Below are 25,921 nucleotides of genomic sequence, written 5' to 3'. Positions count from 1 at the left end.
AGATGGCAGATCCGGTTCTTCCCTCGCTTCCTTCCCGCCCCGTCGTCCAAACGCCGGACCGCAGCCCCGCCAAGGTGGCGCGCGATTTCGAAGGCGTCTTCGCCGGGCAGATCACCAAGATCATGCTGGAGACCGTCGAACAGGGCGAAGACTTCAACGGCGGCCACGGCGAGGAGATGTTCCGCGGCGTGCTGGCCGAGCAGATCGGCAACCAGATCGCGAAGGGTAAGGGGCTGGGGATCGCCTCGGCCGTGGAAGCGCAGATCATCCGCCTGCAGGGAGGCAGCGGCCATGCCCGATGAACTGATCGAGATCATGACCTCGCTCTCGATGGTCATGCGCGAGGAAACGGAGCGCCTGGAAGGGCGCGAGCGCGCGCTCGACCTGGCCGAACTAGCGGCCGCCAAGACGCGGCTGGTGGCCTCGCTTGAGGAAGTGCTGGCGCGCCGCAATCGCCTCGATCCGGCATGGACCGAACAGATGGACGACGAGACGCGGGAACGCCTGGCCGAAGCGCTCGGCGAGTTGCGCGCGGCGTCGATGGTGAACTCGGCGCTGCTGGAGCGGCAGATCGACCTGTCGATGGAAATGATGGGCGCCATCGCCAGCGAAGCCAAGCGGCTCTCGGGCAATCGCACTTATACCTATGGGGCGAGAGGCGACATCGCCCGCCTGGACCTGACGACGCCGATCTCGTTCAACACCGAATACTGATTGCCTGATTGCGGGGGGCTGCAAGGCGTGAAGGGCTTCCGGCGAGACGATCGCCGGGAGCCCTTCATCGTTTCTAGAGGGAGGTGCCCAGCGCCAGAAGAGCGGCGGTGTCGGCGGCGGAGGCAGGGCGGCCGAACAGATACCCTTGCCCGAAAGCGCATCCCAGCTCCTGGAGGCGAAGCGCCTGCTCCGGCGTTTCGATGCCTTCGGCGGTCACCGGCATCCCGAGGCTGCGCCCCAGATCGGCGACCACTTTCACCAACTTGCACCCCGCATCGCTGTCGAGCGACTGGACCAGGGTGCGGTCGATCTTGATCATGTCCAGCGGCAGCGCGCAGATCCGGGCGAGGCTGGCGTAGCCGGCGCCGAAATCGTCCAGAGCCACGCCGATGCCCGCTTCCCGCAGCGCCGCCAGGGTCGCCTGTGCCGCCTCGACGTCCTCTACCGATGCGTTCTCGGTGATTTCCACGGTGATCCGGCCCGGCCGAATGCCGCTGGCAAAGACGATGCGCAGCAATCGCGCGGCGATACCGGGATCGCAGACCTGTCGCGGGGCCAGATTGAGCGAGAGGCCGATCCCCTCGTCCCAGCCGCGGGCGTCCCGGCAGGATTGTCGAAACATGGCGTAGAGCAGTTCGTCGTCAAGGCCGACGTCCTCTGCCAGCGGCAGGAAGCAGTCCGGGCCGAGCAGGCCTTGGCGGGCGTGATGCCAGCGCGCAAGCGCCTCGAAGCGGACGATTTCGCGGGAGGGAAGGGCGACGATGGGCTGGTAATGCGGCACGAGTTCACCGCGTTGCAAGCCGCCGCGCAGATCTTCTTCCAGCGCCGCGCGGTCTACGAGGTGGGCCAGCATCTCCGGGACGAAGCTTCGCGCGCAATCTCCGCCGGCCTCCTTGGCGTGGGAGAGGGCGATCGAGGCGCCGCGCAGCAGTTCCGGGCCGGGATCGTCGCCAGGCAGATCGGTCGCGATGCCGATCGAGGCGGTTGGGCGGACGATATGGCGGCCACGGCTGACAGGCTCCGCGATGGCCTTGAGCAATTGGCCGGCGATCTGCTCGGCGGCGGCTTGAGCCGCCCGGTCAGGCAGCAGGAGCGCGAACTCGTCAGCCCCCAGATGGACCACCTGCGAAGCGGGCAGAAAGCGGGTGCAGCGTTCGTGCACCACGTGGATGAGGAAGTCGCCGGAGGCATGGCCGCAGAGATCGTTGACCAGCTTGAAGCGATCGAGATTCACCAGAAGCAGCGAAACCGGACCGGCGTGCAGCGAAGAGGCGGGATTGCCGACAGCATGCCCGGAACGAAGGTCTTGCAGGGCCTGCTCGATCAGGCGCAGCGGGGCTACCCGCAGGGGGGCGACGCGCTGTGCCGATGGGCGGGCCGTGGATCGCGGCGGGGGCCGCTCTCCATTCGGCTTGAACGGTCTGGGTGTGCGCATCGTGCTTTCCGGACGTCTGACACCCCATTATATCGCACCGGCGGGGACTGCGGTCCGGGCGACATGTCAATTGCTGTCATCTATTCGAAAACAGCCGCCAATACGGTGGCCAGGTCGGCCGGATCGCGTTCGTCGATCGCCACTTCCAGATCCGGGTTCTCGCTATAGCCGAGCATGCGGCCATGGCGGTCCAGCGTTACGGAGAGCACGCGCAGACCCTCGCCTTCGGTGACGACGGCGAGGCCACCGGCTGAAGGGAACCGATCGGGATCGACGATGAGGATCGATCGCCCCGGCAGTCCGGCGCCCAGTGTGGGACGGCCAAGCCGCAGGCCGTAGGCGCGCGGCCCGGCATTGCGTGGGGCTTCCACCTGGTCTCCGGCGGGAGTGCGCGCGATCAGGCCTTCCGGAAGGGGGCTGCCATAGACCGGTAGCAGGCGTTGAGCGGCTTCGGGGGGCGCGGCTTCGAGGGACGCGCTCTCCGGGGCGGGCTTGGCTTCCGGCGCTGCGGTCTTAGGCTTTGCAGGGCCTCGATCGAACAGCGGATGCGGCATGCCCTTACCGGCGGGCGGCGAAACGGCGTCCTGCCCCTGGCGCAGCTCGTCGCGAAGAGCTGCGATGCGGGCGCGGGACTTGGCGATGCGAAGCTCGGGATTGGCCACCAGCGGCAGCGCTGCGTCGAGATCCCCGCGCTGGTGCGCATCCTGAACGATCGCGATCAGATCGGCGTCGCTGGAAGCGGCGAAAAGACGGCGCAGCGATCCGCGAACGTCGTCGTTCCAGCGATCGTAAGGCTTCAGCGCGTTTTCGATCCTGGAGAGGATGACCGGGGCAATCCCATATTCCTGTTCCAGCGCAGCGATCGTCAGTGCGTCATCCGACCCGCGCCGGTTGCGCAACGCGGCTGCCAGCAGGACCGCGAAACGTTCCGCTTCGGGATCGGTGCGATCGTTTCCGTGGAGCGGATCGGCCCAGGCGGCGATGTCGAACTCCGGATCGTCGATGTCGATCAGCAGTTCTTCCGGATCGATGCCCAGCGCGGTGGCAATGTCCCGCAGTTCTGCCGCGCGGGAGAATATTTCGCCCCGCTCGATCTTCGACAGGCGAATATAAGTGATTGTCGGAAGCTTATCCGACAACTCCAGCAGTGATCCAATATTCAGCTGCTTGCGAAATTTCCGGATGCGGTTCGGAAAGACGAGCGTGCGATAGGCATCGATCTCGATAGCGGTCGGCGCCGTGGCAAGCGCCTTCCCAGTCCGCTTATGCGATCCAAGCGGTTTTTGGGTCATTGAGGCTCTTAATTTAGCTGTGGATGTGGATTTTGTTCCATGGAACGGACGGTTGGTCAATAATCCATTATGTATATCGTACCAAAGTGGGTCGGATCGTAAAGGGCGGCAATAACTTCCACCAGTATCCTTCCTATTTTGCACCATAACGGGTACTCTTGTCGTGTTTCGGGGAAATTTCAGCTTCATTGCAGGAAAAAATTTCCTCCTGCTTTGGAGTATCCGGGCGGGCAAGGACCTGCCTGTGATATTCGATTTAAGAAGCTGAAACTTAAGTAGGTTGTAGCCAGAACGTTCTCGACGCTGTCTGGTTCCTCCTATCAGAATCCCCTTTTCTCTTTTTTAGGATTAGCACTGGGCAACTTGAAGCCAGGCTGAACGCAGCAGCATTTGCCGAAGCGTTACGGCTATCGGTATTGGCCTGGCGTTCAGCTAATCCTAAAGAGGTAGAACCGCGCCCGGCACGCGGACGCTATCCGCAAAAATAAAGGGGCCGCGTCCGCGAAGGACGGCGGCCCCTTGAAAACCTACCTGCGCAACCTGACGGCTTGCGGCAGGCCTTGACCGTCAGGTCAGCCGCGACCCAGCGCTGCCTTCATCAGGCCGATCTGCTTGCGATAGAGATTGGTCATGGCCGCGAAATCGGCCTGCACCTGACCGAGGTTAAGCAGTTGATCTTCAAGCGTGACGTTGTTGCCGTCAGGTTTCGTTTCCGTGGTGTCGCTGTCCAGCACGATGTGGCTGCCCGCCTGAGGCGGCTTCGCGCCCAGAGCGGTCATGCCGCCGGACAGTTCGACACGAGGACGGGACACGCGGGGCGCGCCGTTCGCCTGGCCATATTGCGAAACGAGCGAGGAGAAGTCCGGCGCCTCCATAGTGCGGGCCTTGAACCCCGGCGTCTCGTTATTGGCGATGTTCTCGGCGATCACCCGCTGGTGGCCGGCCATGAACTTCATGGCCTGGCCCATGCCGTCGAAAATAGGAGGAAGAGATGACATGAAAATTACCTCAGGAACCGGAAAGGCGCGACAGGGCGGCCTGGTAGTTGGCGAGTTGCTTCTGCTGGTAGGCAGACCCGGCACCGGTGGCGAGCGTGCCGTTCACCTGCGCGGCCTTGCCGTCATCCCAGTAGAGTGAGCGATAGGCGGACTGGGTCATGGAAAGCGCGCCGGTGACCTTGGTAAGCGCGGCGGCGGCGGTCTTGGCGTCGGTCAGGCTCAGCGAAAGCGAGAGATTGAGGCTGTAGACGCCGCCCGGCGTCACTTTCGGTGCATCCTTCACCGGCGTCTTGGACGCGACCAGCCGGACCGGGTCTATGCCGAGTTTGGACAAGGCGTCCTTGCCGTCCGCGCCGGCGCCCAACTCGATCTTGAAGCCGGACTTGACCTGGATGCGCAGCGTGGTTTCGCCATCCACCTTGGGCGTGGTGATCGTCGCCTTGGTGCCGGTGATCCGCGAGATCTTGTGCGACAGCGTCGCCATCGTCTCTTCCGCATCGATCGTGATCGTGCGCGTGGCACCGCCATCGACCCGGATGGTGAACTGATCCCCGGCGCGCAGACTGGTCTGCGAGGTCAGCGTGGTCGATTCCTGCTGGTTGATCGTGCCCCGGCTGAGGCCCAGCGCGCCGAGCACGGTGGAGCCGCCCGTGGCGACGGAAATCTTCACCGGTTCGGCCTTGCCGCTGGGGAGGCCCCATTGGGAAATCTTCTCGATTTCGCCGCTGGCGGAATCGATGCGGGCAACGAAGCCGTCCACGGTGCCCGACTTGGTCCCGTCAAGCGCTCCGGCGGTACGGCCGCCCACGTAGAGCGTGCCGTTGACATAGGCCACGCTGTCGGCCTGGTCGGTCTCGGACGTGCCGATATAGGTGGTGGAGGCTGTCGTCAGGCCCGCGTCGATCCGGGTGACGAAGGCGTCCTGCCCGCCGCTCATGCCATTGACCTGGGTGCCGCTGGCGGGAGCGCTGGTGGAGCCGACCACCGCGATTTCGCCGCTGTCGGACACCGCGATGGCGCGGGCGGTGACGTTCCCCAGTGAGATCGAGCCGAGGTCGGTACTCAACGAGGAGGCGTCGAGCCGGCGGACGATAGACACGCCTTTCTCGTTGGTCAGCGCCAGGAGGTTGCCGGAGCCGTCGATCGCCAGCGACGAGATCGAATCGGAGCCGCCGCTGTCGATGATGCGGCGTTCCTGCAGCTTGCCGGTGGCATCCAGCCGAGCGACGAAGGCGTCGCCGCCGCCCGTGGATGCCCTGCCGGCGACGTAGATGCTGCCATCGTCGCCAACCGTCACGGCACTGGCGGTTTCGTTGCCGACCTGGCGGATCACGGTGCTGGACAGTTCGCTGCCGGCCGCATTGAAGCGGGCCACGAGCATGTCGGTCTGGCTATCGTCGCTGTTGCTAAAGGCGCCGCTCACGGTGCCGGCAACGACGATATCCCCATTGGCACCGATGGTGACGGCCGCGCCTTCGGCCGTACCTGCCGCGCCGAGGCTTCGCTGCCAGACGACTTTGCCTTCGCTGTCGACCTTGGTGAGGAACAGGTCGTTGGCGCCGTCCGAAAGGTTGGAGCCGAGATCGCCCGCCGTCGTGCCGACGACGTAGCTGAACCCTTCGGCGTCGGTCACCACGGCGCGGGCCTGGGTGGCGGCGGCGACGGTGTAGTCCGGCTCGGTGGTATCGGTGGAGCTGGTAGTCGTGGTCTTGGTGGAAGCGGCCCGCGCGGCGGCGGCGGCTTTCGCGGTTGCCGTCGCGGCGGTGTCCACGGCGTTGATCTTGTTGAGGCGCTGCCAGGACAGCGAGCCTTCAAGATCCTCCACCCGGTAGATGCGGGCCGCGGTGGGCGCGGAACTCGCCGTCTCGCCGCTGGCGATGATCAGCGCGTCCTCGGCGCCGACCTGGTCGATGGCGACTTTTTCGATGCCGCTGGGATTGAAGACCAGACCCCATTTGCCGTCGTTCTTCTCGACGGTGAAAGAGGATTTCCACTTGCTGATCGGGTTGCCGTCCGCATCGACCAGGGGATTGCCGTTGGCGTCCGTCGATTGGGTGGCGCCGATGGCCGCGTTGATGGCGGCGGCGACCGAATCGAGCGTCGGTGGCTGCGTCGTCTGCGACAGGTCCACCTGGACCGTCTCGGACGAGGTGCCGCGCGTGAGCTTGATTTGCAGCACTTCGCTGCCGGTCATTCCGACAATTGCCGCGTCGCGGGTCTTGGAAACGCCTTCGCCGGCGATCTTGGTGGTGATACCGGCAGGCTTGGTGCCGACCGTGGTCGCAACGCTGGAAGGCGTCCCGAAATTCATGCTGAGCAGGTCGGTTGCGGCCGATCCCAGATAAGTCTGAAGATCCGCCAGGCCTTTTGCGAAGGCCTTCTGCAGCGATGCGCGTTCGGACGACGAGGTCGTGGCCTTGGCCGCGCTCTCCGCCAGGATGCGCAGGCTGTCCAGCGCCTTGTAGGTGGTGAAGGCGGTCTGCACGTCGGGCAGGTCTTCCAGGTTGCTGTCCTTGGTCGTGTCCACGATCGACAGCATCTTCTTGATGGCCTGGATCTGGCTGCTCACCGGGCGGGTGTCGGCATCCTCCTGCCAGGGCGGCGTGGTTTCCGGGACGGCGAGGGTGAACGCCTTCTTTGCCTTCATGACGGCGGCACTGTCCAGGGTGGCCAGCGAGGTCGAAAGCGCGGAATAGGCACTGGTGCCGCCCAGAACAGACAGGCCGATCAACCCATTGTTTAAATTTATCGCCAATTCTGTCTCCATCGGGTGGCGGCACGCGCCTTCCTCCTATAAATAGAGGGAACAGCGCCCAGACCGTGCGGGATCGAGCAATTTTTCGGGGGTATCGAAGTGACGATGATGGCCGCGGTGGTTGAGCCGCCGGAACTCAAGAAATACTCGGGAATGCAGCGCGCTGCGGCATTGATGCTGGCGCTCGGGCGTGACCACGGTGGTCCGATCTGGGAGCAGCTCAACACCGACGAGATCAAGGAACTGTCCTCGACGATCGCCCAGCTTGGCCGGGTGCCCTCGGTCGTGGTCGAGCATCTGCTCGTGCAGTTCTCGGGCGAAGTGTCGAGCATGGCGTCGCTGCATGGCTCCTACGAGACCACCGAAAGGCTGCTCGAAGGCATCTTGTCGGCGGATCGCGTCAAGGAAATCATGGAGGACATTCGCGGTCCTTCCGGTCGCACGATGTGGGACAAGCTGTCCAACGTCAGCGAGGCGGTGCTCGCGGGCTACCTCAAGAACGAATATCCGCAGACGGTCGCGGTGATCCTGCACAAGCTGCGTCCCGATCATGCCGCGCGCGTGCTGTCGGAACTGCCGCGCGAGTTCGCCACCGACGTCGTCATGCGCATGCTGCGGATGGATACGGTGCAGAAGGACGTGATCGTCCAGGTCGAGCAGACGCTCAAGAGCGAGTTCATGACCAACCTGTCGCGCGCCCAGCGCCGCGACCCGCACGAGACCATGGCCGAACTGTTCAACGCGCTCGATCGTTCGACCGAGGAAGCCATGCTCGGCGCTCTCGACGAAAAGGCGCCGGAATCGGCCGAGCGCATCCGTGCGCTCATGTTCACCTTCGAGGATCTGGGCAACCTGCTGCCGGGCGCGATCCAGACGATCGTGCGCAACTGCAACAAGCGCGAACTGGCGCTGGCGCTCAAGGGCTCGCCGGATGAGATGAAGAAGTTGTTCTTCAACGCCATGACCGAGCGCGCCGCCAAGCTGATGCGCGACGACATGGCCGCCATGGGCCCGGTCCGCGCGCGCGAATGCGAGGAAGCGCAGACCGCGCTGGTACGCCTGGCCAAGTCGCTCGGCGATCGCGGCGAGATCATGCTGGTCGATCCCAAGAGCGACGATGCGATGATCTATTGATCGGTGCGATGACCTGTTTAAACTTCCGTTCGTACAGGCCAAGTGGCTGGGCGGACGGGAAAGATTCCGGTATCCGGTGCGCTCGCGGCGATTGTCGCGAGCTTGCCATTTGGGGAAGCCAATGGCGTATCGGCTGAACGATTCAGAACTGTTTCACACGTCGCGGTGCAATCTCCGCGGCGATCGGCCGGAAGGTCGTGCGAATTCCGAGGGTGCGGCGATGATGGAGGATCCCATGACCATTCAGCCATTCGGTTTCGACAGGATATTTCGATTCCCTGCCAGTGAGCAGCCGGCCGTCGATGAGCGACGACACGACGAGTTGCGTGAACATGTCGAGGAACTTCAGGCCCGGATCGAGCGCCTGCACGAGGACCACGTTGCCGAACTCGCGCGGGCCCGCGTCGATGGCTTCGAGGCGGGGTTGGAGCAGGCACGGGGCGAGCGGGCGGAAGCCATGCTGGCGGCCACGGACGCGCTTCATGCCTCGATCGATGATGTCGAGCGCCGCTTCGATGCGGTGATGGACCAGGTGATCGCGGAAGCCGGGGCGATCGCGCTCCAGGCCGCCGAGCTGCTGGCCGGACATGCCATCACCGCGCAGCCCGCACGTGCCATCGACGAGGCGCTGACACGCGCGCTCGATCAGGTTGCGCGCGATACGGCGCTGTCGATCCGCGCCAATCCCGCCATGCGCGAGGATATCGAGCGACTGGTGGAGGATCGCCGCGCGCGCGAGCGCCGCTCGATGTCCATCGTGGTGGTAGACGACGAGGCGCTGCCGCTCGGCGATGCCCATATCGGCTGGGCGGAAGGCGGCCTCAACGTGGACGCCGCATCGCGCCGCGCCGCCGTCATGTCCGAACTCGCCGGTGTTCTGGGAACCGCAACCGGCCCGGACGACGCCGCGTAAACTTTTCCTGTTCCCGGCAAGAGTTGCCTAGCTTCTTATCCTATAATGTCAGGGGCGACACCAGGGGGTGACGCCGCTGACACAAGAGGCGACTTTTGAACCCGTTGCGGAACTTTATCGAGCAGATCGGCCCCCGCCGGGCCCTGCTGATGGGCGGCGTGGCCCTTGCCTTGCTGGCCGGGCTGGGATGGATGGCCTTTCGCACGCCAACGGCGGAGATGGGTTATCTCTATACCGATCTCGACCCGTCGGCGGCGCAGTCCATCACCGAGAAGCTGAAGGGGCAGAACGTTCCCTTCCAGATCTCCGCAGACGGCACTGCCGTCATGGCGCCGGTCGACAAGCTTGCCCAATTGCGGATGTCGATGGCGTCCGAGCAGCTCGGCGGCAAGATCGGCTATGAAGTGCTCGATGCGGAGGAGCCTTTCGGCATTTCCTCCTCGCGCGCCAAGCTGAACGAGACCCGCGCCATCGAAGGCGAACTGGTCCGCTCGATCGAGAGCCTCGAAAAAGTCAGCAAGGCCCGCGTCCACGTCGTCATGCCCGAGCGTGCGATGTTCGAGACCGAACCGCGCAAGGCCAGCGCCTCCGTTACCGTGAAGACCAACGGGCGCCTTTCCGGTGAGCAGATCCAGGCGATCCGCTACCTCGTGGCGTCCGCCGTTCCCGATCTCAATCCCGAGGCCGTCTCGATCGTCGACCAGACCGGCGCGCTGCTGGCGCGGGCGGGCGAGGGCGGCGATGCCGGGGCAGGCAACCTCGAAGACCGCCAGACCGCCGTGGAAGCGCGCCTGCGCAGCGAAATCGAGGGTATGATCGAGCCGATCGTCGGCCAGGGCAAAGTCCGTGCCGAAGTCGCCGCCGTGCTGGAACGCGACCAGGTGCGCGAGGAATCGGAAGTCTTCGATCCCGACACCCAGGTCATCGCGCATCAGACCACGGTCGAGTCCAGCAACCAGAGCGACGAGAACTCCGCCGGTGCCGACGGCGTGACGGTCGGCGCGCAACTGCCGGACAATCAGGGCAATGTGAACGGCAATGGCGGCGACGCGCGCCGTTCGGCCCAGAACGAGACATCGGAAGACGTCACGTACCAGAACAGCCGCACCCAGAAGGTCGCGGTCCGCACGCCGGGGCAGGTCAAGCGCCTGACGGTTGCGGTGATGGTGGACGGCGGCCCGCAGGGACTGCCCGCGCCGCAGGTCCAGCGCCTCCAGCGACTGGTCGAGAACGCGGTGGGCTTCGATGCCGAACGCGGCGACAGCGTGGTGGTCGAGAACATGGCCTTCAATGCGCCCACCGACCTCGACGGCGCGGCCGGCGGCCTGCCCTTCGGCCTGACCTGGGAGCGCATCTTCGACGTTCTGAAGGTCCTGATCGTGGGCGGCGTGATCCTCTTCGCCATCAAGATGCTCAAGCCCAAGCTGGCCCCGCCGCCACTGGTCGAGGGCGTGGTGGAACAGCGCCTGACCGCGGACGACGCCGAACTCATGGCGCTCAACGAGCGCGCCGCCGAGGGCGACGAAGAGGCCATGCGCCAGCTTGAGGAAAAGCGCGCGGCCGAGGGCGAGATGCTCGATCAGGAAATCGCGCTGGCGCAAGTGGACGGGCGCATCAAGCTCTCCGCCCTGCGCCGCATCGGTGACGCCATCTCGGCCAGTCCCGCAGAATCCGCATCCGTAATCCGTCAATGGATGAACAGCTGAAAGGTATGACCATGAGCGACGAGCTCGAGCCGCGCCAACTGGCGCCTGCTCACCTGTCCGACGAAATTCCCGCAGACGGCAACTTCGAGGAGCAGGCGATCCCGCCGCGCCCCACCACGCCGCCCACCCCGGACGATCTCCAGGCCGTGTTCGACGTGCCGGTGAAGGTCCAGGCCGTGCTCGGCCGGTCGCGGATGGACATCGGCGACCTGCTGCGGCTCAAGCCCGGCATGGTGGTCGAACTCGACCGCCGCGTGGGCGAGCCGGTGGACATCTTCGTCAACAACCGCCTGATCGCGCGCGGCGAAGTGGTGCTGATCGACAGCACGCTGGGCATCACGCTCACCGAAATCGTCCGGCAGGAGGCATGATGCCTCCATCCGAACACGATCCCACGCGGCTGATGCTGGTGGGCGATCTCGGCAACGCGATGGGTCTGGCGGTGGAAATGGTGCGCGGTTCGCCCGCCAGCATCGCCGTGGGGACCGCCAGTTCCACCGTGCTGGAGGACTGGCACCGCGCGCGTGCCGATCTCGTGGTCGTCGATATCGCCGTGAACCTGGAGGACGTCCTGTCCCGCCTGCGCGGCGAGCGGGCCGGGGAGACGCTTTCGGTCGGGCCTTCGGTGGGCATGGCGGTTTCCGAACTCGTCGGCCAGAACATTGCCGACGTCGAGCGCGAACTGATCCTCAAGACTCTCGAACATTGCCGGGGCAACCGCACCAATGCGGCCTCGATGCTGGGCATTTCGGTCCGGACCATGCGCAACAAGCTGCGCACGTTCCTGTCCGACGGCGTTGCCGTGCCGCCCGGCCTGATCCGCCATCACTGACTCTAGGCACCCGGTGACCCGATGAACGCAATCGTCTCTCAAAGGCTGGACCAGTTCCTGACGCGCCTCGGCCCCAGCCGCGATCTTGCGCTGGCGCTGGGCGTCAGCGCGATCATCGGCATGCTGATCCTGCCGATGCCGGGCTGGCTGCTCGACATGGGCCTGGCCCTGTCGATCACCGCCTCGGTGCTGATCCTGATGACGGCACTGTTCATCGAGAAGCCGCTGCAACTGTCCAGCTTCCCGACGATCCTGCTGATCGTGACGATGCTGCGGCTTGGCCTCAACCTCGCCTCGACGCGCCTGATCCTGGGCCACGGGCATGAGGGGCACCAGGCGGCAGGCGGCGTGATCGCGGCCTTCGGCGAGTTCCTGATGGGCGGCGAGACCGTCATCGGCCTCACCATCTTCTCGATCCTCATCGTCATCAACTTCGTGGTCATCACCAAGGGTGCGGGCCGCATCGCTGAAGTGGCGGCGCGCTTCAGCCTCGACGCGATGCCCGGCAAGCAGATGGCGATCGACGCCGATCTCAATGCCGGCACGATCACCGAGACGCAGGCGCGCGAGCGCCGTGCCGAAATCGAGGCGGAGAGCGGCTTCTACGGCGCCATGGACGGTGCCTCGAAGTTCGTGAAGGGCGATGCCGTCGCCGGTCTCCTGATCACCGCGATCAACATCGTGGTCGGCCTGATCATCGGCGTCGCCATCCACGGCGTGCCGTTCGGGGAAGCCTTCACCACTTACACCATCCTCACCGTGGGCGACGGCCTGGTCAGCCAGATCCCGGCGCTGATCGTCTCCACGGCAGCGGGTCTGCTCGTCTCCAAGGGCGGCGTCGTCGGCAAGACCGGTGCGGCGCTGGGTGACCAGCTCGGCCGATATCCCAAGGCCTTCGGTATCGTCGCGGTGCTGATGGGCGTGCTGGCGCTGATGCCGGGCCTGCCGTTCATCCCCTTCGCGGCGATGGCGGGGCTCTGCGGATGGGGTGCCTGGTCGATGGCGCGCAAGGCGCAGGCCAATGCCGCGCAGGAGCGCATGCAGGAGGCAATGGCACAGCAGCAGCAGATGGAAGCGCAGGCCGAGGAGCCGATCTCGCGCACCCTGGCGATCGACGCCCTGCGCATCGAACTCGGCTATGGCCTGCTGCCGCTCATCAACGATGCCCAGGCCGAGCCGCGCCTGGACGATCAGGTCCGCGCGCTGCGCCGCCAGATGGCGATCGACTACGGCTTCGTGCTGCCTTCCGTCCGCATTCTGGACAACATGGCGCTGCTGCCCAACGAATATATCGTCTTCGTCAAGGAGACGGAGATCGCGCGCGGCGAGCTGCGCATCGGCAAGCTGCTGGTGATCAACGCCGGCGGTCAGGACATCGGCATTCGCGGCGAACCCACCAAGGAGCCGGTGTTCCAGCTTCCGGCGCTGTGGATCGATCGCGACATGCGCCAGGAAGCGGGCTTCCGCGGCCTGACGGTCGTCGATTGCGGCACTGTAGTCACCACCCACCTGACGGAGATCGTCAAGGACAACATCGCCGACCTGCTCTCCTACGGCGAGACGCAGAAGCTGCTGAACGAAGTCCACAAGGAAACCGAGAAGCTGATCGCGGACCTCATTCCGGCCAAGATCTCCATCTCCGGGGTGCAGCGCGTGCTCCAGAACCTGCTGGCCGAAGGCGTGTCGATCCGCGACATCCCGACGATCCTCGAAGGCGTGGCGGAAGCGACGGCGATGACCGGCAACCTCACGCAAGTGACGGAGCATGTCCGCGCCCGGCTCGCCCGCCAGATTTCGGCGCAGCAGACATTCGATGGGACGATCCCCATCGTCACGCTGGGCGGCGAATGGGACGAGGCCTTCGGAGAGGCCATCGTCGGGCAGGGCGACGATCGCCACCTCGCCATGGCGCCCTCGCAGCTCCAGGCCTTCATCGGTTCCGTGCGCGATACGTACGACCGGCTGGCCGGGCAGGGCGAGATTCCCTGCCTGCTCACCAGCCCGCCGCTGCGGCCTTTCGTGCGCTCCATCATCGAGCGCGTGCGCCCGGCCACGGTGGTGCTGTCGCAGAACGAGATCCATCCGCGCGCCCGCCTGCGCAGCCTGGGAAATGTCGGCTGATTATGGCCGCAAATGCCCGGATCGCCGACCGGCCGGGTCGCAATCCTTCTATGATGACATGATGGCCGCTGTTCGTCGGCCGGGAGACGTCTTGCAATGCCGGTTTCGGTGAATTCCCTGTTTCCGATGGCCGCTGCTGCTGGCGGCGCAGCTTCCCCCGCGTCGGCGGCCGACAGTCTGGCCGGTGCCCTGAAAGGCGTGAACGCCGCCGCGGGATCGTTCCAGTCGCTGCTCGGCGCGGCCCGGCTGGCGCCGACAAAGACCCCCGCCTCGGGAGGCTCGACGGCCCCGGAGCAGGCGGCGGCTTCCGATCCGGCCGTCATGCCGGCAACCGCCGCCGACACCCTGACGGGCGAGATGGCCCCGCTGCCGCAGGTCGCGCAGAATCCCGCGCCGGAGCCCGCGCTTCCAGAGGCCCCTGCCGCCGATGCAAAGCCGGTGGGCAAGGAGCAATCTGCCGTCCCCAGTGAGAGCGCGGGCAGCTCCGGCGAGGCGCCGGTTGCCGAGCATATCAAGCCAAAGGTCGCCGCACGGCAGCCACTGCTGTCGGAACTCGTCAAGCAGGCCGCCTCGCCTGAAAGCGCCGATGCCGAGGGAGAAACCCAGGCCGTCGTCGTGGACGAGGTTTCGGACGATGCCGAGGCTCCCGCCGCCAAGCACGGTGAGGCGGATGCGTCGGATATCGTTCCGGTCCTTCAGGTGCAGGTGCCGCAAACCGCGCAGACCGCGCCCGCCGCTTCGCTGCAACCGCAACTCGCGGTCAGCCAGCAGGCCGTGCACGTCGCTGACGACGGTGCCGCCGGCGATACCGCCCAGGACAAGAGCGAGGCCGCCGGCAAGGTTTCAGCCAAGTCCGCGAAGGCTGGTGCCGCCTCCGCTGCCTTCGAAAAGGCCGCACCGGAGGCATCGGCCCCGCGCAGCCAGGCGACGACGGCCACTGCTGCCGGTGCCGCCGACGCTGCCCCGGATCAGGGCTCTTCTCCTACCGACGCCAACCTGTCCACGCCGCTGTTCACCCAGACGCTGACGGGCACCGCCAGCCGTCCGGCCGCCCTGCCTTACGCACCGGCGCCGCAGACCGCTGCGCAGAGCGCCACGGTTTCCGTACAGGAGGGACAGTTCGGCAACGACATCGGCGTCGAGATCGCCCGCGCTCTCGACAAGGGCAGCGACGATCTGCTCATCCGCCTCGACCCGCGTCACATGGGCAGGATCGACGTGCGGCTCTCCTTCGATCACGACGGCGTCCTGCGCGCGGTCGTTTCGGCCGACAGCGCGTCCTCGCTGGACATGCTGCGCCGGGAAAGCACGGATCTGGGCCGCGCCCTGGCCGATGCCGGGGTCCGGTCCGACGGCCAGTCCCTGCGCTTCGACAGCCGGTCCGGCGGGCAGGGCGGCGGGCGCTGGCAGGGCGACCAGAACAGTCAGCATCAGGCCGGGCACCAGTCCCAAGGCGGCCTTTCAGATGGCTTCGGCGGGAGCGACGACCCGATCTATCGGCCCCTGCGCAGCAGCGGCCATGTCGATCTCATGGCATAAGGCAGTAGCACAATGACAACCGTTTCAGGCACTTCGTCCACGGCGACGACCGACAAGACCGCGGCATCCACTTCGGGCCTGCTGGCCGACTACAACCTGTTCCTCAAGCTGCTGACGACGCAGATGACGCATCAGGATCCGCTCGATCCCATGGACACTTCCGAATATACCCAGCAGCTGGTGCAGTATTCGCAGGTGGAACAGTCGATCCAGCAGACCGGCAAGCTGGGCGACATCCTCGGCCAGCTGGCATCGCAGCAGATGTCGGCCGCGTCGAACTATATCGGCCGCGAGGCGCGTTTTGACTCTCCGGTGGCGGGTCTGGGCGATGCTCCGGCCCAGTGGACCTACTACGTCGACGGAACGCCGTCCGCGCTCACTGCCACGATCAAGGATTCCGCCGGCAAGGTGGTGAACACCGTCACGCTCGATCCGGCCAGCCAGGGCACCTACAAGTGGGACGGCACCAAGGCGGACGGCACGAAGGCGGAAAACGGCGCCTATACGCTTTCGGTGGAGGCCACCAATACTGCCGGTGACAAGCTGGACACCACGATCAATTCGGTCGCGGTCGTCAGCGATGTCGTGACCGACGGGACCAACATCATGCTCGGCGTGAACGGCATCCGCATGTCGGCTTCGGGCCTTGTCGCGATCGCTGCGGCCGGCACCAATACCGACGATTGAGATCCACGTTCTTCCCGGCCGGGTGATCACATCGGGCCGGGATGAACGGCCTGCTTCCGATCCGGATAGAGTTCGCCCCTGAACCGCGATGGCGGTTCAGGGGCGAACTACGTTCAGGAAAGGCCCACCGTGCTGCGACAGTCGTTGCTGCCGGTCATCGTCACCAGGCCGGGGCTTTCAGAGGCCTGAAGGGCCACGTCCAGGCGCGTGCAGCCGGGTATGCGGTCCGGCAGGGCCAGGACCATCAGGCAGTCCGCGATCGACGGATCGTCGATGGGGCCGATCAGTTCGTCCACGTCTTCATAGGACATGTCCGAATGGCTCATGCAGCGAAGCGCGGCGGCCTGCCAAAGCTGGGTCGTGGAATCGACCCTTACCTTCAGCGAAAACCAGAATTCTTCGTGCGAAACGACATTGGGACCGGCTTCGCCGGCGCAATTGAAAGGTAAATTTTCTATCATCGCACTCTCAATAGTACATCGAACCGAATATACAGTCCGTGCCCCCGGACCTGAGAGGTAATTACGCAACCCCTGCAAATGCAATGGCTGGCCGAGTCAGCAGGACCAACTAAGGGATTTCCCTTATTCCATCGGAAACATAGTAAATCTTCTCTTACCGCCGCCCGCAGGGGGGGCTGGGAAGGAAATAGGCACCAAGTGCGACGTTGAAATTACAAGATAATCGAATTGCCTCAACCCTGCTGGAAAAGCCGGTTGCGCCCGGCTGCTAACGCTCGCTCAGGGATGAACTCTTGGTAAGGGGAAGCCCGAAACGGGCTCCGTCAGGAAGGCCGTGCCTTCAGCGCGCGATCGGGGCGGGTGCGGGCAGAGTAGGAACCGACGGTGAGGGAGCCGGTGGGGCGGCCATCCGGCGGGCGCTGACGATCTTCACCATCGGATCCAGCATCTGGCCCTTCATCACGCCATCGCCCTTGGTGGGAGAGCGCGGCTCGTCCCAGATCTTGCGCACCACGTCCATCCCGGAGACGACATGGCCGAAAGCGGCAAAGCCTGCCTTCAGGTCCGGGTTATCGGAATCGGGCTTGGCATCCAGCGAGGGGATGTCGCCCAGCATGATGGTGAAGTCGGCCGTGGCGCTACCCGGTGCGAAGCGCGCCATCGATATCGTTCCGGCCTTGTGGCTGATGCCGGTCGCGCTGGTCGGCTCATGGGCCACCGGCGGCAGGACGTTCACGCCCTGGAGGCCGCCCTGGAGCAGCCCGTTCGGTTGATCGCCCCAATCAAGGTGCATCGCGCGGTAGAAATTCGCGCCGTCGAAGCGCTTGCCGTCCACATACTTGAGGAAGTTCGCGACCGTCAGCGGAGCGTGGGTCTTGTCGAGATCCAGCACGATGACGCCGGCGCTGGTGGTGAGTGCCACATAGACATGCTCGACCGGAACTGTCGCCACAGCCGAAGCTGGCGGGCTATCCTGGCCCAGGGCCGGGACAGCTGCCGAGAAAGCAATAACAAGAGGCGCGGCCAGGAGCCGGATTGCCGGAACCATGCGCCGCGCCTTGTTCATGGGATCAGCGGACCCGCGGGCCGCCGAACGGCAGCGGCGGAGGAGGACGGCGGGCGCCGCGCGGCAGCTGGGCCTGATAGGCCCGGCCGCAATGCTCGACGCAATAGGGGAACCCGGGGTTCACCTTGTCTCCGCAGAAGTGGAAGTCGGGTTCGCCGGGATGGCCCATCGGCCAGCGGCAGACGCGATCGTTCAGATCGAGCAGGCTGGTCTTGTCGGCGATCTCGGCACTCGGCTTGGCCGGCACCAGGCGGCGCGGCGGCGCGGGCGGGATCGGCTGCTGCTGATCGCCGGGGCCCTGACGCAGGAAGCCGCCGGGGCCGACCGAAACCACGCGCGGACCACGGGGCGTGACAGGCGGTGCGGCATCGTCGGCCGCGACAGCCGGAGCGGCCGGTTCCGGCGCGCGCGCCGCAGGCGCGGCGGCGGGCGGCGGGGCGGCCCGCACCACCGGAGCTTCCACCTTGGGTGCCGGCGCGGCAGGCGCGGCTTCCACCGGCTTGGGCTTCTTGGGCGCGGGTGCGGGGCGCGCAGGCTTTTCGTTGGCCTTCACCGGGGAAGGGCGAGCCTTGAGGCCCAGGCGATGCGCCTTGCCGATCACCGCGTTGCGGCTCACGCCGCCAAGCTCGTCAGCGATCTGGCTGGCGGTGGCACCGCCCTCCCACATCTTGGTCAGCTTCTCGATCCGCTCGTCCGTCCAGCTCATTCGTGTTCCATCTCGTTACCGGACGACATGAGAATCGCCCCTAAATTCCGTGGCGCGGCTTGCCTTGGAAAGCCGCAGCCGATACTCGCCGGTCCATGCCCGATCAAACGAATTCGACCGAACTGCCGTCTTCCGACGGGATCTCTCCCGGCGCGATTTCGGCCCGCCAGTTCCCGGCTAAGGGAGAACCCCTGATCCACCAGGTGAACTGGGAGGGGCTCAAGACCCTTTATATGAAGGAGGTCAGGCGCTTCTTCAAGGTCCAGACCCAGACGATCTGGGCACCGGCGATCACGACCCTGCTGTTCCTGGTGATCTTCACCGTGGCGCTCGGACGCGGGGGCCGCGAAGTGCTCGGCGTCAATTTCGCGACTTTCGTGGCGCCGGGCCTGATCGTCATGGGCATGATGCAGAACGCCTTCGCCAACGCCAGCTTCTCTTTCCTGGCTGGCAAGATCCAGGGCACGATCATCGACTATCTGATGCCGCCGCTGAGTGAAGGCGAACTCATGCTGGCGATGACGGGCGCGGCCGTGACTCGCGCGGTCCTCGTCGGCCTTGCGCTGACGGCGGCAATGCTGCTGTGGCCCGGCGTGAACCTGTCCATGGCCCACCCCTGGGCCGTGGTGTGGTTCGGCCTGACCGGCTCGATCTTCCTTTCCCTGCTCGGCCTGCTTTCCTCGATCTGGGCCGAGAAGTTCGATCATAACGCCGCCGTCACCAATTTCGTGATCGCGCCGCTCTCGCTGCTCTCGGGCACGTTCTATGTGATCGACAACCTCGCGCCGGCTTTCCAGGTGATCAGCCGCCTGAACCCGTTCTTCTATGTGATCTCGGGCTTCCGCTTCGGCTTCCTGGGCGTAAGCGACATCGGCGATACCAACATGGCCGTGCTGCATAGCGCCCTGGGAATGGGGCTGCTGGATCTCGTGCTTGCCGGCATCGTCTACATGGTCCTGCGAACGGGCTGGAAGCTCAAGGGCTGACCCGCTCGCCAGACGACACAGGAAAACCCCGGACGGACCATCCGACCGGGGTTTTTCAGTATTTGGGCTATTTCAGTGCGTCAGGCCGCGCCGCAGATGATAGCGACCATCGTCGAAATCATCGAAGATCTGCGACAGCGAAGGATGGTCGACCGGACCGCCCTCGGCATCCGCCATCAGGTTCTGCTGGCTGACATAGGCCACGTAACTGGAATCCTCGTTTTCGGCGAGGAGGTGATAGTACGGCTGGTCGCGCTTGGGCCGAACGTTGAGCGGGATGGATTCGTACCATTCCTCGCTATTGGCAAACACGGGATCGATATCGAAGATCACGCCCCGAAAGTCATGGTTTCGATGGCGAACGACATCCCCGATCCCGAATCGAGCGCGTGTTTCGCGCGGTGCATCGATGACGCGACCGGCCGCCGGGGAAAAAAAAGACGCCTTGTTCATGCTTGAAATATAGGTTTCCCGCGAGGTGCCCACAAGCGAGCCTTGTGGACAATCCCCATTTTTTGAAAAGAGGGGGTTGGCAAGTCCCACAAGCCGGGCTATCGGCGCGCTTCCCGACCCGATGGAGACCTTCCATCGCTATCGCATCTCTAGCGGAGAGGTGGCAGAGTGGTCGAATGCGCTGCACTCGAAATGCAGTGTACGGGAAACCGTACCGTGGGTTCGAATCCCACCCTCTCCGCCAAGAGCTTGATCTGCTGCGATCGCCATTCTACTCACCGAACGAAACTCCCGCGGATTATGCCGCGACGATCTCGATGTTGGGGTGTTCTGAAAACACTTCCATGATGACGTCGAAGTAGGTGGCCTCTTCGCCATTCTCCATCGCTGCGAGTTGATCGACGATCGGTCTGCCGTTGAACATCGTTCGCGTGGCAAGTCTGGCTTTCAGAAAGGCCGATGTCGCGGCGCGGCCCAGGGCGGCTTTCGTGGCGGGCATGTCTTTCCAGACTATGCGAACCGGCTCTTTGCCCTGGATCGCGCCGTAGCCGCCGTAGAGGACGTCGTTCAGAGCGTCGAGGCTTTCGGCGAGTTGCCAGGTTTCATCGGCCATGAGCAGCCGGTTGATCTCAGCGTAGAACGAGAGAATATCGATGATTCGGCTGCCCTCGATCTCGAATTGTCGCTGTTCCATCGGGTCTTCCGTTTTGCTTTTTGTGTTTCCCGTAACATGTCCCGGCAGGGAAAGGTGCCGCACCCACGAAGAAGTTGCGTGCCGTGACTTAATGAGAGTGACTTGCGATAGCATTATGCGGTATCGGCTCCGGCGAATCAGGGAGCGACATCTTGAAAACCAGACTTTTGAATAGCGCCGGCATGGCTGGCGTGGCCGTGCTTTGCCTGTGCCCGACTTACGCAATGGCGGAAGAGGCCGAGGCGGCAGGCGAGCGCGGTCCTGAAATCGTCGTCGTCGGCAAGAGCTACGGCGAGGAAGTCGGCAAGACGGTGACGCCGCTCAAGGATATTCCGAACACCGTCACGCTGGTCGATCGCGAGCAGATCCAGGCGCAGAACCTGTTCACGCTCGAAGACGCGCTTACGGCGACGCCGGGCATCACCGTCACCGGCGTGGGCAGCGAGGATCCTTCCTACATGTCGCGCGGTTTCGCGATCAGCAATTACCTGATCGACGGCACGCCGACACTGTCTTTCGGTTTCCCGGCGGTGGTGCCGGACCTGTTTTCCTACGATCGCCTGGAAGTGCTGCGTGGACCTGCGGGTCTGTTCAGCGGGTCGGGTAATCCGGCCGGCAGCATCAACCTCGTCCGCAAGCGACCGCTGGAGGAGCTGAAGCTCCAGGGTTCGCTTGGTTATGGCAGCTATCAGAACTTCCGGGGCGAACTGGATATCTCCGCGCCGATCGCCAAGGGCGTGGCAGTGCGCGCAGGGGCCATGGTGCAGGACCAGGACCAGTTCTTCGACGTGGCGCACCGTAACCGCCTGACCCTGTTCGGCGTCGGCAAAGTGGACATCGGCGAGCGCACGACGTTCACTTTCGGTGCTACCTACGATCGCTTCAAGCCGGCGATCCAGTCGGGTCTGCCCGGCATCATCGGTGGGCTCGACGGCAGCGACGGGCAACTGCTGGACATTCCGCGTTCCACCTACCTCGGTGCCGACTGGAACCGCTTCCGGTCCGATATCTGGTCGGTCTTCGCGGACGTGACGCACGAGATCAGCGATCGCTGGACGATCCGGGCGAGCGGGCTCTACACCGACGTCGAGCGCGTCGACATCTACAGCTATATCGGCAACCAGCCGATCACCGCGACCAACGGGGTGACGAACCACATCGCCTATCGCGGCGACAGCTTCATGAAAGCGCATTCGTTCGACTTCAACGCCGTCGGCAGCTTCCCCGCGTTCGGGCGCGATCATACGCTGATCCTGGGCGTCGATTACCAAGACAGTTCCTATCAGTCGTACTTCACACGTCTGTCGAACTACGCGAAGATCGACGTCTACAATCCCGTCTCGCCGCTGGAGCCGCCGCTCGATCCCTATGGGCCGCTGCCGCCTTACCCGGTGCAGGGTGGCACGGGGCAGACGGTGACCCAGAATTACGGCGCCAGCGACACGCGCGTCGCGCAATTCGGCGCTTATGGTCAGCTGCGTTTTAACCCGGTGGAGGGCCTGACCGCGATCGGTGGCGGGCGCCTGACCTGGTGGGATACCGATACCCAGACCTTGCTTCCGGTGCTGGGCAAGAAGGGCGGATATTCGATCGAGGCCCGCTTCACGCCTTACGCCGGACTGGTCTGGGATGTGACGCGCGATTGGAATCTCTACGCCTCCTATGCCGACAGCTTCAGCCCCCAGGCGGCTCCTGCCGGTCGCAGCCGCCCCGATGGCAAGCAGATAGAGCCTCTGCTCGGCGCCCAGTACGAGGTGGGCACCAAGCTCTCGCTGATGGACGATCGCCTGCTGCTGAGCGCGGCGACATACCAGATCGAGCAGACCAACCGCCTGTTCAACGATCCCGACGACGCCACCGTCGTGCTCCAGATCGGCAAAGTGCGCGCGCGGGGCTTCGAGGCCGAGGCGGCGGGCGAGATCCTGCCCGGCTGGAGGATCAACGGCGGCTACAGCTTCACGCGCACCAAATATCTGGAAGACGCCAATGCGCAGTTCGAAGGGCTGCCGCTGGTGCCGATCATTCCTAAGCACTCGGTCAAGGTCTTCACCAACTACAAGGCTCCGGGGGGGGCCCTGGCCGGTTTCAGCGTGGGCGGCGGACTGACCTGGTTCAGTTCGACTTATGGCGGCAATCCGGCGGTGTTCAACGCGGCGGGGACGCTGGTGACGCGCTCCTCCATCGTTCGCCAGGGCGCTTATGCCGTCGTGGACTTGCGCGCGGGCTACGAGTTCGACGAGAAGATCTCGCTCTCGGTCAACGTCAACAACCTGCTCGACAAGACCTACTACGCGCGTATCTCGTCCACCGGTCGCGGCAATTACTTCGGCACGCCGCGCACGGTGTTCGCCACGCTCCGTTTCGCCTACCCTTGAGTTCCGCTCGTCAAACAGGAGGATGACATGAAGGCACTATATCTGGCACCGATGCTGCTGGCCGTTCTGGCCCCGGCCGCGCAGGCCCACGAAGTCTGGATCGAGCGCGACGGCGCCGGTCCCGCCCGGATCTACCTCGGCGAACCGGCGGAACCGCTGCCTGCCGGTGGCGATCCGGAGTTCGACCACCTCAAGGCACCGAAGCTGGTTCCCGCCAGCACGGCCGCGATGGCGCGCAAGGCGGGCTACCTTGAGGTCGCGGTGCCGGCAGGCGATGTCCGCGCCCATGACGACAGCGTGTTCCAGCCCTGGGGCGAAGAGGGCAAGAAGGAAGCGGTGGCCTATTACGCGCGCGCCGGCCGCGCCGATGCGCGCGCGGTCATGCCGTTCGAAATCGCTCCCGTCCGTGCGGGTGGAGACAGCTTCGTGGTCGTGCGCGACGGCAAGCCTGTGGCCGATGCCGCCGTCACGGTGATCTCGCCCGACAAGTGGACGAAGTCGATCAAGACCGATGCCAAGGGTGCCGTCACCGTGCCGATGCTGGGCAAGGGGCGCTATCTGTTGACGGCCTCGCAAAAGGACGAGGGCGCGTTCGATACCTCGGTGGGCAAGGTGGCCGTGCTGCACCGCATCGCCACCACCAGCTTCGTGGTGGACTGAGCCTCGCAGCATTCGGAAACGTCGCGGTGGGTGACCCCGCCGCGACGTTTCCGTCTTCCGCTAGATTTCGTGGCCGACGCGTTCTTCGGTCATGATCTTCCAGCCGGTCATGAACAGGGCGCCCGCGAGCGGCCCGACGACGATGCCGCTAAGGCCCATCAGTTCGATTCCGCCCAGCGTCGTCACCAGCACCAGCCAGTCGGGAATGCCGGTGTCGCGTCCGACCAGCATCGGCCGCAGCACGTTGTCGGCCAGGCCGATCACCAGCACGCCCGAACCGACCACCACCGCCGCCTGCCAGATCGCGCCGGTCGCCAGCAGGTAGATCGCGACGGGGCCCCAGATGATTGCCGGCCCGATGGCGGGCAACAGCGCCGCGATCGCCATGAGCATGCCCCAGAGCAGGGCCGCCGGAAGGCCCACGATCGAGAAGGTGACCGCGCCCAGCGCGCCCTGCGCCAGGGCGACGAGGCCGCTGCCCTTGATCGTCGCTCGCACCACCGTCGCGAAGCGTTCCGCCAGGCGCTTGGCGACGCTCTGCTCCAGCGGCAGGGCGCGGACGATGGCCGGGCCGATCCGCTCGCCGTCGCGCAGCAGGAAGTAGGTGACGTAAAGGCCGACACCGAAGGCGAGCAGGAAGGCTGCGGCATTGGCGCCGATCGCGAGGGCGCGGCTGGCGATTATGCTGACGCTGTTGCTTACGGCCTCGCTGATGCGGGCCTGGGCGCGTTCGAAGGAATTGAAACCGAACCCGTCGAGCATGTTCTGGAGGCGCAGGGGCAGGGCGTCATGAACCTGCTGGAAGTACCTGGCGAAATCGATCTGGCCATCGCGCATCTGGGCATAGACCCCCGCGGCCTGCTCGACGACCAGACTGGTCACGACCAGCGCCGGGATCACGACCGCCACTGCGATCACCAGCAACGTCAGCGCGGCGGCGAGGTTGCGCCGTTCGGGCCAGCGGGCGAGGAAGCGCTGGAACAGCGGCTGAAACAGCAGCGCGGCCAGTGCAGCCCAGAGCAGCGCGCCGATGAAGCTCGAAACCACCAGGGTCAGAGCGATGGTGATCGCGGCCAGAAAGAGGATCAGGCCCCCGCTCTCGACCCGCGCACGGTTGATGGTCATATCTGAAAACTGCCCCTGTCGAAATCGTCACGCATCGAAACGCGCCGCGCTACGCTTTGCTCCGGCCAGTCGCCGGCTGTCAATTCGGCCATCTGCGGAATGGCGGGGGCTTCGTCGGATCAGGCGTATTTATACGGTCCGCCACTGGCCAGCGCGGCCTGGTAGGCGGGGCGCGCGTGAATCCGTTCCAGCCAGCGCATCGTCGCCGGGCGCGATCCGTCCAGCCCGGCGCGGCTATGGGCGGCCTCTAGCGGGAAGCTCATCATGACATCGGCGGCCGTGAAGCTGTCGCCGGCGAACCATTCCCGCTGCGCCAGTTCCTGTTCGACGTAGTCGAGATGGACGTCGATCATCGGTTGCAGCCGCTTCTGCGCCATCCGGCCGAAGATCGGAACCTGCCCCAGCACCAGCTTCACCAGCAGGGGCGGCATCAGCGACCCTTCCGCATAGTGCAGGAAATGCCGATAGCGCAGGGCGTCCTCGCGCCCGGCCGGGATGCCCAGCCTGCCGCCTGCCTTCTCGGTGAGGTACTCTACGATCGCGCCGGTTTCGGCGACCGTGCGCGGCGAAGCCCCGTCGGTGTGGTCGACGATGACCGGCGATTTGCCGAGCGGGTGGACCTTGCGCAGCCGGGGCGGGGCCAACATGGTCCGCTCGTCCCTCTGATAGCGTTGCACCTGGTAGGGCAGCTGCAATTCCTCCAGCAGCCAGAGCACACGTTGGGAGCGCGAGTTTTCGAGGTGATGGACGGTGATCATGGGGGATTGAACGCAAGAGCGGCCGGGAAGCTCCATCGAGGAACCTTCCCGGCCGCCCATCTAGGGTTCTGACCCTAGGCCTTGAAGCCTATACGGCTCAGGGCTTGTCGGTGCCCGGTGCGCCGGGCTTGGGAGCCTTGCCATCCTCGATGCGGCCCTCGTTGCGAAGATCGCGGCCTTCCTGGGCCTTCTGCTTGGCCTCGGGCGAGGTGCCGTGCTCGAAGGCTTCTTCCTTCACGTAGCCGGCGGCTTCCTTTGCTTGACCCTTGATGCTCATGTCTTCTCTCCTGCGGTTGCCGGTCTTGAACGACCGTGACGATAGGAGAGCGCGCGAAACGGGAAATGGCTCCTGTGCTCAGTATTGCCCGGAAGGGCTGCTATGGGCCTGCCAAAAAGGGTCCGGCCCCGATCGCCAGGAGACGATCGGGGCCGGAGGCCGGGCGGAAGGAGCGCCTTGCGCCGGGGAGCGCAGGGGTTGGGTGGGGGTGACGCTTCCTCTGCGGCCACCGGC

26 protein-coding genes and 1 tRNA gene are annotated in these 25,921 nt (G+C 65.1%); 14 read left to right on the top strand and 13 right to left on the bottom strand.

The genetic code is table 11. The features are described from left to right. The first annotated feature begins 2 nt into the window (after window positions 1-2). Window positions 3-302 (top strand): rod-binding protein, encoded by a 300-nt coding sequence (locus tag ACI3K3_RS15660; protein ID WP_404915252.1) that lies wholly within the window; start codon window positions 3-5, stop codon window positions 300-302. Then, window positions 292-714 carry a flagellar biosynthesis protein FlgN gene (locus ACI3K3_RS15655; protein WP_404915250.1) on the top strand — a complete coding sequence of 141 codons (423 nt, stop codon included), beginning with the start codon at window positions 292-294 and terminating at the stop codon, window positions 712-714. Before ACI3K3_RS15660 ends, ACI3K3_RS15655 begins: the two co-directional genes overlap by 11 nt. Before the next feature lie 73 nt (window positions 715-787). Here the strand turns inward: ACI3K3_RS15655 and ACI3K3_RS15650 are convergent, their stop codons facing one another. The 4 genes from ACI3K3_RS15650 to ACI3K3_RS15635 all read right to left on the bottom strand — a co-directional run bounded on the left by ACI3K3_RS15650 (window position 788) and on the right by ACI3K3_RS15635 (window position 7,194). Then, window positions 788-2,149, bottom strand: a complete 1,362-nt coding sequence (locus ACI3K3_RS15650) for a putative bifunctional diguanylate cyclase/phosphodiesterase (protein WP_404915248.1) — start codon at window positions 2,147-2,149, stop codon at window positions 788-790. 80 nt (window positions 2,150-2,229) lie between these two features. Next, window positions 2,230-3,288, bottom strand: coding sequence for an XRE family transcriptional regulator (locus tag ACI3K3_RS15645; protein ID WP_404915246.1), 1,059 nt, complete (start codon window positions 3,286-3,288; stop codon window positions 2,230-2,232). A gap of 725 nt (window positions 3,289-4,013) precedes the next feature. After that, on the bottom strand, window positions 4,014-4,439 hold the full coding sequence (locus ACI3K3_RS15640) for a flagellar basal body rod protein FlgB (protein WP_404915244.1): 426 nt from the start codon (window positions 4,437-4,439) through the stop codon (window positions 4,014-4,016). 10 nt (window positions 4,440-4,449) lie between these two features. Then, a complete protein-coding gene (locus ACI3K3_RS15635) occupies window positions 4,450-7,194 on the bottom strand; it encodes a hypothetical protein (protein WP_404915242.1) in 2,745 nt (914 codons plus the stop codon). A gap of 105 nt (window positions 7,195-7,299) precedes the next feature. Between ACI3K3_RS15635 and fliG the strand changes: the two genes are divergently transcribed. Next, window positions 7,300-8,328, top strand: coding sequence for a flagellar motor switch protein FliG (fliG, locus tag ACI3K3_RS15630; RefSeq protein WP_404915335.1), 1,029 nt, complete (start codon window positions 7,300-7,302; stop codon window positions 8,326-8,328). Window positions 8,329-8,470: 142 nt separating this feature from the next. Here fliG and ACI3K3_RS15625 read toward each other — a convergent pair whose 3' ends face one another. After that, window positions 8,471-8,812: a hypothetical protein gene (locus ACI3K3_RS15625; protein ID WP_404915240.1), complete on the bottom strand. Its 342-nt coding sequence runs from the start codon at window positions 8,810-8,812 to the stop codon at window positions 8,471-8,473. On the opposite strand from ACI3K3_RS15625, the gene ACI3K3_RS15620 reads away from it, so the two are divergent. The 7 genes from ACI3K3_RS15620 (at window position 8,786) to ACI3K3_RS15590 (ending at window position 16,126) form a co-directional block, all read left to right on the top strand. Then, window positions 8,786-9,241: a hypothetical protein gene (locus ACI3K3_RS15620; RefSeq protein ID WP_404915238.1), complete on the top strand. Its 456-nt coding sequence runs from the start codon at window positions 8,786-8,788 to the stop codon at window positions 9,239-9,241. The two genes, ACI3K3_RS15625 and ACI3K3_RS15620, sit on opposite strands and share 27 nt — an antisense overlap. 95 nt (window positions 9,242-9,336) lie before the next feature. After that, entirely contained in the window at window positions 9,337-10,947 is a 1,611-nt protein-coding gene (gene fliF / locus ACI3K3_RS15615) for a flagellar basal-body MS-ring/collar protein FliF (RefSeq protein WP_404915236.1), read from the top strand. Between the two features lie 11 nt (window positions 10,948-10,958). Continuing rightward, window positions 10,959-11,318 carry a flagellar motor switch protein FliN gene (fliN, locus tag ACI3K3_RS15610; protein ID WP_313433840.1) on the top strand — a complete coding sequence of 120 codons (360 nt, stop codon included), beginning with the start codon at window positions 10,959-10,961 and terminating at the stop codon, window positions 11,316-11,318. Then, window positions 11,318-11,779: a helix-turn-helix domain-containing protein gene (locus tag ACI3K3_RS15605; protein ID WP_404915234.1), complete on the top strand. Its 462-nt coding sequence runs from the start codon at window positions 11,318-11,320 to the stop codon at window positions 11,777-11,779. The genes fliN and ACI3K3_RS15605 overlap by 1 nt, the downstream gene beginning before the upstream one ends. Before the next feature lie 21 nt (window positions 11,780-11,800). After that, window positions 11,801-13,900, top strand: coding sequence for a flagellar biosynthesis protein FlhA (gene flhA, locus ACI3K3_RS15600; RefSeq protein ID WP_404915232.1), 2,100 nt, complete (start codon window positions 11,801-11,803; stop codon window positions 13,898-13,900). A 126-nt stretch (window positions 13,901-14,026) separates the two neighbouring features. Next, window positions 14,027-15,439, top strand: a complete 1,413-nt coding sequence (locus ACI3K3_RS15595) for a flagellar hook-length control protein FliK (RefSeq protein WP_404915230.1) — start codon at window positions 14,027-14,029, stop codon at window positions 15,437-15,439. 12 nt (window positions 15,440-15,451) lie between these two features. Beyond that, window positions 15,452-16,126, top strand: a complete 675-nt coding sequence (locus tag ACI3K3_RS15590) for a flagellar hook assembly protein FlgD (RefSeq protein ID WP_404915228.1) — start codon at window positions 15,452-15,454, stop codon at window positions 16,124-16,126. 113 nt (window positions 16,127-16,239) lie between these two features. On the opposite strand, the gene ACI3K3_RS15585 is transcribed toward ACI3K3_RS15590, so the two are convergent. From ACI3K3_RS15585 to ACI3K3_RS15575, 3 genes are all read right to left on the bottom strand, one after another. Continuing rightward, the gene (locus tag ACI3K3_RS15585; protein WP_404915226.1) at window positions 16,240-16,587 is read right to left on the bottom strand and encodes a hypothetical protein; all 348 of its coding nucleotides are present in this window, start codon (window positions 16,585-16,587) and stop codon (window positions 16,240-16,242) included. A 340-nt stretch (window positions 16,588-16,927) separates the two neighbouring features. Then, window positions 16,928-17,635 carry a peptidylprolyl isomerase gene (locus ACI3K3_RS15580; RefSeq protein ID WP_404915224.1) on the bottom strand — a complete coding sequence of 236 codons (708 nt, stop codon included), beginning with the start codon at window positions 17,633-17,635 and terminating at the stop codon, window positions 16,928-16,930. Window positions 17,636-17,657: 22 nt separating this feature from the next. Continuing rightward, window positions 17,658-18,359 carry a GcrA family cell cycle regulator gene (locus ACI3K3_RS15575; RefSeq protein ID WP_404915222.1) on the bottom strand — a complete coding sequence of 234 codons (702 nt, stop codon included), beginning with the start codon at window positions 18,357-18,359 and terminating at the stop codon, window positions 17,658-17,660. Between the two features lie 95 nt (window positions 18,360-18,454). Between ACI3K3_RS15575 and ACI3K3_RS15570 the strand changes: the two genes are divergently transcribed. Then, window positions 18,455-19,345, top strand: coding sequence for an ABC transporter permease (locus ACI3K3_RS15570; protein ID WP_404915220.1), 891 nt, complete (start codon window positions 18,455-18,457; stop codon window positions 19,343-19,345). Window positions 19,346-19,417: 72 nt separating this feature from the next. On the opposite strand, the gene hspQ is transcribed toward ACI3K3_RS15570, so the two are convergent. Continuing rightward, window positions 19,418-19,798, bottom strand: a complete 381-nt coding sequence (hspQ, locus tag ACI3K3_RS15565) for a heat shock protein HspQ (protein ID WP_404915333.1) — start codon at window positions 19,796-19,798, stop codon at window positions 19,418-19,420. 154 nt (window positions 19,799-19,952) lie between these two features. On the opposite strand from hspQ, the gene ACI3K3_RS15560 reads away from it, so the two are divergent. Next, window positions 19,953-20,042, top strand: a tRNA-Ser gene (locus ACI3K3_RS15560). Window positions 20,043-20,096: 54 nt separating this feature from the next. On the opposite strand, the gene ACI3K3_RS15555 is transcribed toward ACI3K3_RS15560, so the two are convergent. Further along, on the bottom strand, window positions 20,097-20,555 hold the full coding sequence (locus tag ACI3K3_RS15555) for a ribonuclease inhibitor (RefSeq protein ID WP_404915218.1): 459 nt from the start codon (window positions 20,553-20,555) through the stop codon (window positions 20,097-20,099). 119 nt (window positions 20,556-20,674) lie between these two features. Between ACI3K3_RS15555 and ACI3K3_RS15550 the strand changes: the two genes are divergently transcribed. Beyond that, window positions 20,675-22,867, top strand: coding sequence for a TonB-dependent siderophore receptor (locus ACI3K3_RS15550; RefSeq protein WP_404915216.1), 2,193 nt, complete (start codon window positions 20,675-20,677; stop codon window positions 22,865-22,867). 27 nt (window positions 22,868-22,894) lie between these two features. Then, a complete protein-coding gene (locus tag ACI3K3_RS15545; protein ID WP_404915214.1) occupies window positions 22,895-23,527 on the top strand; it encodes a DUF4198 domain-containing protein in 633 nt (210 codons plus the stop codon). A 60-nt stretch (window positions 23,528-23,587) separates the two neighbouring features. Here ACI3K3_RS15545 and ACI3K3_RS15540 read toward each other — a convergent pair whose 3' ends face one another. From ACI3K3_RS15540 to ACI3K3_RS15530, 3 genes are all read right to left on the bottom strand, one after another. Next, a complete protein-coding gene (locus tag ACI3K3_RS15540) occupies window positions 23,588-24,652 on the bottom strand; it encodes an AI-2E family transporter (protein ID WP_404915213.1) in 1,065 nt (354 codons plus the stop codon). Window positions 24,653-24,771: 119 nt separating this feature from the next. Further along, window positions 24,772-25,410 carry a glutathione S-transferase family protein gene (locus tag ACI3K3_RS15535; protein ID WP_404915211.1) on the bottom strand — a complete coding sequence of 213 codons (639 nt, stop codon included), beginning with the start codon at window positions 25,408-25,410 and terminating at the stop codon, window positions 24,772-24,774. 97 nt (window positions 25,411-25,507) lie between these two features. Further along, window positions 25,508-25,687, bottom strand: coding sequence for a hypothetical protein (locus ACI3K3_RS15530; RefSeq protein ID WP_404915209.1), 180 nt, complete (start codon window positions 25,685-25,687; stop codon window positions 25,508-25,510). Window positions 25,688-25,921 lie beyond the last annotated feature (234 nt).

Origin of the sequence: Novosphingobium sp. ZW T3_23 (genome assembly GCF_044987305.1) — a bacterium.
In the GTDB taxonomy this organism is placed as follows: Bacteria; Pseudomonadota; Alphaproteobacteria; order Sphingomonadales; family Sphingomonadaceae; genus Novosphingobium.
Note: the sequence above shows the minus strand (reverse complement) of the source record. Positions and strands in the feature narration are given on the sequence as shown.